The sequence below is a fragment of the Micromonospora sp. NPDC049903 genome (assembly GCF_044460945.1).
Classification (GTDB): domain Bacteria; phylum Actinomycetota; class Actinomycetes; order Mycobacteriales; family Micromonosporaceae; genus Micromonospora.
In genome coordinates, this window is the sequence record NZ_JBITKL010000027.1 from 1 (window position 1) to 11,122 (window position 11,122).

General features: G+C 64.7%; 10 protein-coding genes, 1 tRNA gene, 1 other RNA gene and 1 pseudogene. 7 read left to right on the forward strand and 6 right to left on the reverse strand.

Annotated elements, in window-relative coordinates; all coding sequences use genetic code 11:
- Window positions 1-223: 223 nt before the first annotated feature.
- The 5 genes and pseudogenes from ACIBO1_RS27455 (at window position 224) to ACIBO1_RS27475 (ending at window position 6,042) form a co-directional block, all read left to right on the forward strand.
- The gene (locus ACIBO1_RS27455) at window positions 224-1,390 is read left to right on the forward strand and encodes a hypothetical protein (protein ID WP_396751408.1); all 1,167 of its coding nucleotides are present in this window, start codon (window positions 224-226) and stop codon (window positions 1,388-1,390) included.
- A gap of 4 nt (window positions 1,391-1,394) precedes the next feature.
- Window positions 1,395-1,952 (forward strand): annotated as a pseudogene (locus ACIBO1_RS27460) (cysteine hydrolase).
- Window positions 1,953-2,004: 52 nt separating this feature from the next.
- The gene (locus ACIBO1_RS27465; RefSeq protein ID WP_396751409.1) at window positions 2,005-3,288 is read left to right on the forward strand and encodes a hypothetical protein; all 1,284 of its coding nucleotides are present in this window, start codon (window positions 2,005-2,007) and stop codon (window positions 3,286-3,288) included.
- Window positions 3,289-3,561: 273 nt separating this feature from the next.
- Window positions 3,562-4,992, forward strand: a complete 1,431-nt coding sequence (locus ACIBO1_RS27470; RefSeq protein WP_396751411.1) for a hypothetical protein — start codon at window positions 3,562-3,564, stop codon at window positions 4,990-4,992.
- Window positions 4,993-5,187: 195 nt separating this feature from the next.
- Complete coding sequence (locus tag ACIBO1_RS27475; protein ID WP_396751413.1) at window positions 5,188-6,042, forward strand: hypothetical protein; 855 nt, start codon at window positions 5,188-5,190, stop codon at window positions 6,040-6,042.
- Window positions 6,043-6,482: 440 nt separating this feature from the next.
- Here ACIBO1_RS27475 and ACIBO1_RS27480 read toward each other — a convergent pair whose 3' ends face one another.
- The 5 genes from ACIBO1_RS27480 to ACIBO1_RS27500 form a co-directional block, all read right to left on the reverse strand.
- Window positions 6,483-6,977 carry a hypothetical protein gene (locus ACIBO1_RS27480; protein ID WP_350698790.1) on the reverse strand — a complete coding sequence of 165 codons (495 nt, stop codon included), beginning with the start codon at window positions 6,975-6,977 and terminating at the stop codon, window positions 6,483-6,485.
- 74 nt (window positions 6,978-7,051) lie between these two features.
- Window positions 7,052-7,609, reverse strand: a complete 558-nt coding sequence (locus ACIBO1_RS27485) for a hypothetical protein (RefSeq protein WP_396751415.1) — start codon at window positions 7,607-7,609, stop codon at window positions 7,052-7,054.
- A 190-nt stretch (window positions 7,610-7,799) separates the two neighbouring features.
- Window positions 7,800-8,864 carry a hypothetical protein gene (locus ACIBO1_RS27490; RefSeq protein WP_396751417.1) on the reverse strand — a complete coding sequence of 355 codons (1,065 nt, stop codon included), beginning with the start codon at window positions 8,862-8,864 and terminating at the stop codon, window positions 7,800-7,802.
- A complete protein-coding gene (locus tag ACIBO1_RS27495) occupies window positions 8,861-9,202 on the reverse strand; it encodes a PadR family transcriptional regulator (RefSeq protein WP_396751419.1) in 342 nt (113 codons plus the stop codon). Before ACIBO1_RS27495 ends, ACIBO1_RS27490 begins: the two co-directional genes overlap by 4 nt.
- A 404-nt stretch (window positions 9,203-9,606) precedes the next feature.
- On the reverse strand, window positions 9,607-9,765 hold the full coding sequence (locus ACIBO1_RS27500; protein WP_396751421.1) for a hypothetical protein: 159 nt from the start codon (window positions 9,763-9,765) through the stop codon (window positions 9,607-9,609).
- 135 nt (window positions 9,766-9,900) lie between these two features.
- Here ACIBO1_RS27500 and ACIBO1_RS27505 point away from each other — a divergent pair, with 135 nt between their 5' ends.
- Window positions 9,901-10,656 (forward strand): helix-turn-helix domain-containing protein, encoded by a 756-nt coding sequence (locus ACIBO1_RS27505; RefSeq protein ID WP_396751423.1) that lies wholly within the window; start codon window positions 9,901-9,903, stop codon window positions 10,654-10,656.
- A 135-nt stretch (window positions 10,657-10,791) separates the two neighbouring features.
- On the opposite strand, the gene ACIBO1_RS27510 is transcribed toward ACIBO1_RS27505, so the two are convergent.
- A tRNA-Ser gene (locus ACIBO1_RS27510) sits at window positions 10,792-10,876 on the reverse strand.
- Window positions 10,877-10,957: 81 nt separating this feature from the next.
- On the opposite strand from ACIBO1_RS27510, the gene ffs reads away from it, so the two are divergent.
- Window positions 10,958-11,047: signal recognition particle sRNA small type (gene ffs, locus ACIBO1_RS27515), an RNA gene on the forward strand.
- Window positions 11,048-11,122: the final 75 nt, after the last annotated feature.

An 11,122-nucleotide genomic window follows, 5' to 3' on the forward strand; every position in this document is an offset into this window, starting at 1 on the left:
CCCGCATCCGAAGCGAACGCCAACGACGCTGGGGCCAACCCGCCACCCGCGCAGCCTGACCCCAACACCCCGAACCTTCATGGTCACGGCACTAGGTCGAATCATCTGGTGCCTCCTGTCCTCGGCTCTCGTCTGCGGCGGCACCTTGCTCGCCTGCCAATGAGACTGCCCGCCGAGCAGCGATCCAGGCAGGTCCTACGCACGGACCCGAAGGACACGCCCTATGTCCACTGAGGTCCCACGGCAGTACAAGCCGAACCTTGTGCTGGTCAACCGCCGCAAGGCGGCCGGCTGGGAGTCGCGTAAGCGCGCCGCGCGAGAGCTGCACCGCGTCGGCCAACAGCGCGGCATCCGGGAGACGCCCACGGTCGAGGCCATCGAAAAAGCGATGTACCGCCACGAGACCGGGCGCGTAGCGGTCAGCGACCCCATCTATCGGCAGCTCTACTGCCTTGCGTACGACGCAAAGCCCCACGACCTGTTCGGCGAGGTGACCGGCGGCGCTGAGGACCGGCCGCACTTCTCGGCGCGATCCCACAAGTTCGTGACGGCGTACGTCGGGGCTGATGGCGCTGCCCGGCTGCGGGAGGTCGCAGGCTGCGCGCCGGCCGTGGGGGAGTGGCACACCTGCTACTCGGCACCGATCGAGCACCCGGAAGGCGACTGCACCCTGTACGTCTGGCCGTGCGGGTCCGTGGTCTTCCACCTGGTCGAGCCTGTGCAGTTGTCCACGATTGCAGCGCTAGCGGTGTGGCGGGTCGCCTCGTACGGCGACAACATCAAATGGGCTATCGACTACCTCGCACCCATTGCGCCGGTCGAGGATGAGTCTGCGGTGTACGTCCTTGGTGCTCACTGGGTTGTTGAGCCAGTGTGGCCGGCAGAGCTCCTAGGAACCGCGCTCCGCATCATGTCGACGCCGAAGGTGTTGCTGCACCGCGATCGCCCGATGGATGACGAACACTTGGCCCATGCCGAACTGGTCGAGCAGTCATTGCTAGCCGAATCGTACGATCACACAGGCATCGAATCATTCGGCGTCCCGGGAATCTCAGTGGGCTACGCCTCATGGTCCGGAGTCGTGTACCACCCGATCTCTGCCGAGCGCTCCCTAACGGAGACCGAGATAATCTCGTGCGAGCTTGCGATCCAGTCTATGTGGGCCTATAGCGACGCAATCGCCCGGCAGGTAGAACAGGGGCGAGATCCACAGGTGCCACCGGAACATGGATGGCGCTACCTTCGGGGCGTGCGCTCCCGACTCACTGTCTCCCGCTTACGGGAAACCGGACAGCATCAGGCAATGCGCCGAGCAATCCTGCGGACATGTGACCTAATGCCAGCACTAGACCAAGCCATCGAAACCCTCCGTGATACGGATCGAGGTTGAGCCAATGACATCCGGTCGTCCTGTACTTGTCGTAACCGACATGCAAAACGGCTTCGTACGTGAGCAGTCAGCGCACATCGTTCCCGTTGTCGTCGACCTGGTAAGACGTTGGCAGAAGGCTCGCGGCGACACCCTATTTACGCGCTACCTCAATTACCCCGGAAGCCCCTTCGAGCGATTCTCTGGCTGGCAACGGCTCCAATCCTAACCCGACATTGATTTAGTGCCCGAGTTGCGTCCCTATGCAGATCAGGGCGTAACACTTGACAAGAGGATCTATAGCCCGTTCACCCCGGAGGGGGTGGCGTTATTCAAGCAGCGCGGATGGGAAGAGTTCTACTTCTGCGGCATCGCTACCGAAAGCTGCGTCTTGAAGGGTGCGGTTGACGCATTCGAACACGACTTTACACCGTGGCTGATCGCGGATGCCTCGGCGAGCCACGCAGGCACTGAGGCGCACGAAGCGGGGCTCCTGGTTGCCCGCCGCTTCATCGGTCCCGGGCAGGTGATCACACAAACCCAGATACCGGCTGACCTGCTGCCCAGCGATAGGCAGGCATAGAGATGAACTTTCGCACCTTCCTCGCGGGTGCCGACTCTCGTAGGGTGGTCCAGTGACCGCCGATGAGACTCGCCTTGCCGTTGAACTTGAGTTCCTCAGCGAAGACCCGGCCGACAGGGATATCGCCAGGAGCTATTGGGAAGTAGATGCCGACGGCAGTTGGAAACGTCCCGTTAGAGAGGTAACTGCCAGCGCCGGGATTTCGCAGATAACTCTCACGCAAAGGCTTCGGGAGGTCGTTATAGCACGTGATCCTGAGACGCTTTGCGATGATTGCGGGATCGAGATGATCACAGCGAGCCGCAGCGAGTTCGATCAGAACCGGCGATCTGCTGCGTTCACCCGACTGGTATGCAAAGAATGCCGATCCGCAAAGGAAGAGGCAGACAAGCTAGCCGCAGCCGAACGCCAGCAACGACTTGTCGATGAGGTCAATGCTCGCTTTGGGTACAGAGATATGGATCCGCTAGAGATCGAACAACTAAGCCTCCGAGAGGTGGTTAGCCTCTTAGCGCTTTTTCGGAACCCCATAGACGAGAACTACACGTGCTCCATACCACTCGACTCCTGGAGCGAGAGCCTCTTTTCTGCCCGCATTCAAGATGACCGCAACAGACTGACCGAACTTTGGAATTCCGGAAAGATTTACGTCCATCCTTCAACCCCGCCAAAGGCGTTCGGCTGGGCCGCTAATGGTGAAGGCGATGAACAACCCGGAATTTATGTCGATCGCGTCCGATGGACCGCGCGCGGTCAAGGCCCAACCGGCTCCGTAAACGCCACTCTAGTCAAGGCGATAAAGGGCGCGTTGACTCACCCATGGCCGGACTCCTGGCAGATGGGATGGGCGAGTGAATGGGATCGAGTGATGCTCGAAGAAGCCCTCGCTTACCTAGAGCTATGCATGGAGGAATACAATTTCGAATTCTCTCCTGGAGATCGGACGCGTGACGTCCTTGCAGGGGCGCTCGAATCGTTCGCGCTCGGCGCGGTGTATAACTTCATCTGGAGAGCCACGAAGGACAGTGCGGCCTACTTCCAACGCGGCGGCGTCACTCGCAAGCAGGCCGCAAACAGTACGGTTGGCCGAATTGAGCGATCCGTTGAATATGCATTGACTCAGAAATGGGATGTAAAGGTCTATCGCCGCGATAGACGGCTCCCCTGGTCCGCCGTCAGCACCACTCTCTTCACGACAGTTCTGGGGGTAGGTGACGCCATGACAGCGAGGCCAGACGACGTACTTCTCGACGACAGCGAGGATCCCGCTTGGGAGCCTGACGCTGCCAACCACGAGGAGGCCGACACTACGGACGAGGAGAGGGAGCAGCAGTAACTCGTCGTCTCAGTTGTCGTCTCGTTCGGCCAAGTTCATACGGATCCGGCCAGATCAGGTTTCACGACCGAGCCACTGCCCCAGACCTAAACGACCCTCGCCGGACAGCCAACGACAGACTTGGAAAGCGGGCTGACCCTGGCAAGGGCGTACGCCGAAGGCACGTCGAGGCGGTGCGCTGCCACTGCCATCAATCGGAGCACGACGTGGATACGGCGAGTAGCGCGATCGTCCAGTTTAGGGATGGTGCAGGCTGGGAGCAGACACGAAGCTATGAAGGTGGCGACCTTCATACTTACTTGGGACGGCAGCGAGTCGGTCTATCCGCCGAAGGAATACCAAGGTCATGTGGCGGCCACCAGGCGCGGCCGCACCGTGCCGTTGACCTGGAGCGTGGGGTCGCGCCGAGGCGGGATGAGCGTCGGTGACAGGGTCTTCCTCCTCCGCCAGAACAGCGATCGCGGCATCGTTGGTAGCGGTCGAGTGACCGACGAGGAGGTCTTCGAGGACCAGCACTGGGAAGACTCGACGCGAACCGCGCGATACGTGCGGTTCGCGTGGGAGCGGCTCCTACCGATTGACGAGCGGCTTACCGTCGACGAGCTGCGCGAGCAGGTGCCGAGCCATCACTGGCACGCGATCCTCGCGTCCGGGCAGCAGGTGTATCCGCCAGCCGATGCCACACTCGAGACGCTTTGGCTCGCTCATGTCGCCCGCCTTAGCTCTCCATCAGCCTGGGACACGCCAGTTGGTGCCACTTTGAGTCGCGAGCACCGCATGGTGCGCTACGGCGGCGGTAAGTATGGCGGGATCGAACCCTCCCGGATCACGCGCAACGTGTTCCTCTACTCAGACCCCCAGGCAGGCAGCCTCTACGGCTACAACTACGATGGTTGGAACGCCGATGGGTCAGTGTTCTTCTACACGGGCGAGGGGCGACGTGGCCACCAGCGTATGCGTGAGGGAAACGCAGCCATCTTGCGGCACCTGCAGGACGGACGAGCCCTGCGGCTGTTCGTTGCCAACGGCACCCAGCCTGACTCGACAGCCAAGGTGCAGTTGTACCTCGGCGAGTTCCGCATCGACCCGGACGAGCCATACCTGACTGCTGAAGCGCCCGACGTCGACGGCAATGCCCGTACCGTATTCGTCTTCAGGCTACGTCCGGTCGGGAAGGTGCTCCGCAGAGACAAGGACGCTAGCGACGCCGGTGATGCTCCCAGCAAGGCTGCGGCCGAACCGGTACCCGTCGAGGCAGCGACGACGCCCGCCGGTAGCGCGGAAGCAGTCCCGCTCGAAGAACTCATCACGAAGAGCTATGCAGTCTCTGGGTCTACCAGCGGTACTGCTGTCAAGTGGGAGGCCGAACTCGTTGCCAGGTATTGCGCGTACCTTGACGGACTTGGGCATGACTGCGCGCGCTACAGAATTCGTCCGCCCGGCGAGTTGCGTGATCTCTACACTGATCTCTTCGACCAGACAGAGAACGTGCTGTACGAGGCCAAGGGCGTGGCCACCCGCGAAGCCATCCGGATGGCTGTAGGCCAACTGCTCGACTACAGCCGCCACATCCCAACCAGCCCAAGCCTGGCCGTATTAGTACCAGGCAAACCGACCGATGATCTGCTGGACCTGCTGCAGAGCCAAAAGATCCAATGCGTCTACGAGACTGCACTTGGCCACTTCGAATTGTGTGAACCGTAATGGAAGGCGCTGCCAGAGTTCTCCGGGAGAGGCATCGAGCGAAGCGGGAATGCTATGAGCTTCAGGGACTACCCAGGCTACCTTGGATTCACCTCACGAGGGGTGGTTGACATTCATGCGGACTGGCCAGCATATCCGCTGGAGCATGGCTGGGAAGTTGCAGTCACTTGTCTTGGCAGCTTCCCATACGGGACTGTGTTCGAACGTATCGATGACATTGATCGATGCGTGCTACTTCTGGTTAAGGGTTACAAGAGGTATGAGAACCCTTACGACGAGCAAGCCTTCCACGTGGCTATTTGGCATGACGATCTTTTGGAGGCGCGCGATCGGGGATTGGTGGAAGGTGTCCTCAGTCTTACTCACCGCCAGTACGAGGAGCGGAAGCGGGAAGAGTTCCTTAAGGGCCTTCGGCGAGCCCATGGCCGGGAAGGTTTGGAGCTGCCTCCTGCGGACATCATTTATTCCCTTCAGGCGGAGATTGATGGTCGTATGCTCCCGATCAGGGTGCCGCCGCTCGATGAATTCGACGACCAGGAGGATGGAGAACGTCCAAATGTCGAGTGGCTTGGGATCGACGAGTCTGGTGAAATCCGACTGACGGATCGGGGATGGAGCGAACTTGACGCCCTATGGGGTGACTCCCTGGATGTGCCAGAACGAGTTCGCAGTCGCATAGGGCCGCTCATCGGCCGGGGGTTGTATGACACGGCGCTTCGCGAATTCGGTGTTCTGATCGAATCCCGGATGCGCGAGGTTGCTTCTTCTGAGCTCTATGGCCTTAATCTAGTGGAGGCGGTAATCAGGCGGCTCCGTGCATCCGGACACTTCCACGACAGTTCTTTAAAGATGCTGCGAGGTGAACTTAGGACTGCATTTAAGTTTGTAAGGAACGAATTCGCCCACAACGTCGTCGACCTTCCCCGCCCCCGCGCCTACGCGCTACTTGGGCGCATGTGCCATGTCCTTATGGAGATCGACGGAGTCCTCGCTGACCTCGACAACTCAGAACGTTTGAATGGTCCCTCAAAACCCAGGTTGAATAATTAGGGCAATGCAATGGGTTGTGCACCCCCGCCTACGCCAGGCATGCCGCGGCCGGCATGTCCAGCCGTTCGCCGAGCGTTGGCTGCCACTCAGACGCGGTGAACGGCTCGCCTCAGCAGTAGGTGGTAACACGGGCCGCCTCGCCATCGCGCAGCTCGATGCTGCTCACGCCAGCCTGGCCCTGACGGTCTCAGTTGTGGTCTCTATTCATCAACGTACGAGGCCGTCCGCCGGTGCCCGGGCCAGGTCTCCCGCCCTGCTCATGGTCGCAGTCGGTTGCGGCTGAACGTCGTGTCGCAGACCTCGAAAGCGTGTGAGGGTTTACGCCCTCCGCGGGTTCAAATCCCGCCGCCACCGCTCGTGAACAGCGAGAACGCCCGGCACGATCCCTGCGGATCGGCCGGGCGTTCTCGTTGCCGCCCCTCGTGTCGCCCCGCTGGCCGTCAGCAGGGGCCGTGGCCCTCGACGAAGAGGCGGTGCGCCCAGTCCGCGTACCCGGCGATGATCTTCTGGACCGTGTGGCCGTCGTGCAGGAACAGGTAGGCGCGGTCGCCGTCGCGGGCGAGCAGGCCGTCGAAGCGGTGCGTTCCCGGCGGTGCGTGCAGCGCGCGTACCTCCGGATAACTGGTCCTGACCTCGGCGATCGGTGACCCGGCCGCGATCCCCTCCGGGGTGCGGACCGGGTCGCCGGCCCAGAGCAGGACCAGCCGGTCGTCGATGAAGACCGGGCTGATCATGTCGTGTCCGGCCAGCGTCGGACCGCAGGCGTCGACGTCGGTGCGGAGTATGCCGCGCCGGGCCAGATCGTCCTCCGTGTCGCCGAAGTCGACATCGGACAGTCCGTCGAGGTCGACGACGCTGGCCGCGGCGACCGGCTCACGGACGGCGATGGTGTCCGGTGGCATGGGTCCGCTGCCCGAGATCGCAGCAGCAAGCAGCAGTGTGGCGATGAAGCCGAATTGTCGCAATTTCATGGAATCCCCCAGTCCCCAACGTGACGGGAGCGAAGAGGTTATTGCCGCGCCTCCCATTCGTCGGCCAATTCGTCCCAGTAGTCGGCGCTCAGCCCGCGCCGGCCGTGCGTGAGCCAGCCCTCGGTGCTCCGCTCCACGTGCAGTCCCAGCTCGGCGAAGGGGTCGAGCCAGCGGCCCGGCTCCGCGCCCAACTCGGTCAGCGCGGCGTTGATCGGCCACTCTGGACGCGGCCCGTCGAACGCCGCATCGAAGCGCGGCCCCCAGGACAGGGTGCCGCCCAACCAGACCGCCGCCGCCTGGCACCCGACTCCACCGGCGAACTCCGCCTCGACGTACGCCACCGGCCCCCGCCGCGACCAGCGGTCCAGCACCTCGACCAGCGTGGGGGAGAGCACCAGCGCGAACGGTTCCGCCGCGCTCGGCTCGTCGGCCGCATAGTCGGGCGGGGTGCCGGTCAACTCCGCCACCAACTGCGGCGTCACCGGCAGCAGGGCGAAGTCCTGCCGCAACCCGCCGAGCACCGCGTGATCCAGGTCCCGGGTCTCCTCGCGCAGCAGGTCGGCGTCCGCCACGATCGCGCTGAGCTGGTAGCTCACCGAGTGTCCACAGCCTGTGGATAGAACATGTGTGCGACGGTGGTCGGGCGTGCTCGTCGTCGTCGGGCAGCGCTCGGCTCCATCCGGTCAGTATCGCGGTAACGGCGACTTCCGGCTGCCGTCGTCGGCCGGTCGCACCGCCAGAGGCCGCCCGCTCCGGGGCGGCCCCTGCCCCCGTTGCGGTATGTCCTCAGCCGGCCAGGGCGGGCTGCTGCGGTGGCTGTTCGCCGGGCCGGGCGACCAGGATCGCGGCGACGGCGACCAGAGCCCCGGCCACGGTGAGCCCGGGGATCAGCCAGGACGGCCCGAACGGGTAGTAGTCACTCGGGGTGAGCGCACTGTGCACAGTGACCACTCTGAAGGCATCGCCTCCGCCCCGGAACACCTGCGCGACGTGGTCGTACAGCGCCGCCGCCGGCATCGCCAGCGTCAGCAGCGACGCCGACCAGAGACCCAGGGCGCTCCAGCGCCGTCCGGGCGACGCCGCCACCATCCGGTACGCGACGGAAGCCGCGACCAACCAGCCGAGAACCAGCCCGCCAGCGATTCCGACCGCGATCAACGGCAGGAAGGCGGCGGTACGCACCTGACCGGCATCGACCGAGACGGAGCCGGTGTCCCCTGCGAGATGACCGGCTACGTGGACGATCAAACCGTTCGACTCGGCGCTGAACCAGGTGCCGTGCAGCGGCGTCTCGGTGAAGGTTCCGTCTTCTTCGACTGTGAGTCGTGTTCCGAAGATGGGCGTGAGCGGTGAGACCGACCAACCGTCGGCGGCGAATCTCTGACGTGCCTGCTCGGCGTCCCAGGTGTCGGTGATGCTCGCGGTGCTCCCGGCCGTGTCGGTCCGCCCCTGCATCGTCACGCTGGATAGGAGCGCTTCGTCGCTCGTCCCGGTGGCTTGTGCGGTGAGCCGAGTCATCTCGGCGACGTCGGGCAGGTCGGCGAGCGTCTGCGCGCCCAGCCACGAGCCGGCGGCGGCACCGAAGGCTCCCAGGGTCAACGCGGTGAGGACCGCCACGACGGCCAGGAGTGGACGACCGGCGGGCAGCCGGAACCGCAGCCGCAGACCGCTGACGATCAGGTGCAGCGCGTCCCCGGCCCGAGGGTGGCGCTGTCCCGGTGCCGCCATCTCCAACAGCGTGGTCACCAGCTCGGTGCCGTGCCGACGCCGGTGTCGTCGCGGATAGGCGAGCAGCAGCCTGCGGTAGCTGCGCTCCAAACTGTGGTCGGCCTCCGGCCACACGGTGGTCACGCGGGCACCGTCCCTAAGCCCGGTGCCGCGCCGAAGCGCTTGCCGAGCTGGCTCTCCGCTGCGGTGGCATGGCGGCGTAACCGCGCGATCTGCTCCTGAAGGGCGGCGGCGCCCGTGTCGCTGAGCCGGTAGTAGCGGCGCAGTCGACCCTCGACGGCCTCCTCCCGATCGACGACGAGCAGGCCCTGCTCGGTCAGCCGGTCGAGAGCCCCGTAGAGCGTGCCCGGCCGCAGTTTGACCTCACCGGCGGAAAGGTCCTCGACGGCCCGGATGACGCCGTAGCCGTGCAACGGCTGCGCGGCCAGGGCGGTGAGGATCAGAAATGTGGGCTCCTGCATGGTCGCCGATATTACGGTCGCCGTTATATGCCGTCAACCGTTCATGCTGTCTGGCGAACTGCGGTGACGCCCCACCGTCGAGCAGCAGGACCTGGCCAGTGCGCAGCGCGGTCACCGGAGTCGACCAGCCCGTCTGCGAGCGTCCGACCGGTCCGCGCGGGCTGCGCCGTCCAGCGCGCCGAGGTACGTCGCCAGAGCTGCCTCGTCGCCCTCGTGGTACTCGGCGAGGCGAGTCAGGGCCGGAGAGCAGGGCCAGGGTGTGTCCGGCGTCGGGCAGGTGTCGCAGGTCCACTGCGGTCGCCGTGGCATGTGCTGCCCGCCCAGGCGTGTGGGCAACTCCGCGATGGCGTGAATCGCCCGTACGACCACACTCGCTCTGGCCGTCAGTACGTCTATCGGCCCGATCATCGGGACTGGTCACCGAGGTCGAGCAGCCGTTGGCGAGCTGCTTCTGCCTCCCGGTCCTGAATCGCCTGGCCGGTGCCGGGCGGCACCCGGCCGGTCAGCGCAAGAAACGGAACGCGACGCGCCAACATCCGGCGCAACCACCAGAAGACCGTCACGACTCTTCGCCTCCCTGCCGTTGTCGTCTCCTGGCACTCTGACGCCTCAACGTCGCCGTGCGCAACGACGTAAAGCGCGACGTAACAGGCACATAGGTGGCGACATTATGGCGACATAGCGCTATCGTGAGCGGCATGACTGCCGCCCCCAACACCGCGCTGCGGGCCGTGCGTGCCGGTATGCGAATGAGTCAGGACGAATTCGCACGAGCCCTGCAAGCCGCCGGCCATCGCGCCGGGGAGCCGAACGACGCCAACAAGCGGCTCGTCCAGCGGTGGGAGTCAGGCGCGATCGCCGCACCCCGGCCGGTCTACGTCCGGGCCCTGGAGGTGGTCACCGGTCTGCCGATCGAACTGCTCGGGTTCGGGACGGTGGCCGACGGCGAGGCCGCCGAGGACGGCAACGGTGGCCACGACCTCACCTCGCCGATGTCCCGTCTGGCGACCCCGACGCCCGCACCTCGGGCGGCCACCGCCCACGGGTCCTTCGCGGGTGTGTGGCTCAGTCGCTACCAGTACCACTCCAGTAGCCGGGACGAGTCCTTCGCCGGCCAGCACTTCGTGGTCGTGCTGCAGCACGGTGACCGGCTGACCGTACGCAGCCTGCCCGGCTCGGCCGCGTCGTCGCTGGCACTCGACCTCACCGTGGACGGCAGTGTCGTCACCGGCACGTGGGTAGAGCAGACCGACCCCACCGGTTACTACCGGGGCGCCCGCTATCACGGGGCGATCCAGTTGTTGGCGGAGTCGACGGGCCGCCGGATGGCGGGAAAATGGGTCGGGTTCGGCAAGGACATGGACGTGAACACCGGTCCATGGGAGCTGGTGTTCCAGGACGCGTCGACGTCGAAGGCAACCCTCGACCGGTACAACACCCACCCGGAAGTCTGAATCCGGGCGGTGCGTGCTGGGCAGTCGCCGGGTGAGTCGTACCTGTCGGAGGTGGCTGAGCGGCGCGGAACGGCAGGGACGAATCAGGGCCGGTCCCCGTGGGGCCGGCCCTGTCGTTCTTCCAGCTCAAGCGAGCGGAGGATACGAGATTCGAACTCGTGAGGGTGTAAACCCAACACGCTTTCCAAGCGTGCGCCCTAGGCCTCTAGGCGAATCCTCCGTCGAACAGAGTACAGGTCCCTGCCGACCCGCCAACCCCACCACCCCCTGAGGATCGGGGACGGGTCGGGTAGGCTGGAGCCACCTCCCGTGCGGCGGTATCTCGTGAACCTCCCCAGGGCCGGAAGGCAGCAAGGATAAGCGAGCTCTGCCGGGTGCACGGGAGGCCTTTCTGTCTCCGGCACCGTGCCTCCCCTCCCACCCAGCGTGGTCAGGCGCTGCGCTGTCGGTGTTAACAAGGGGCCCT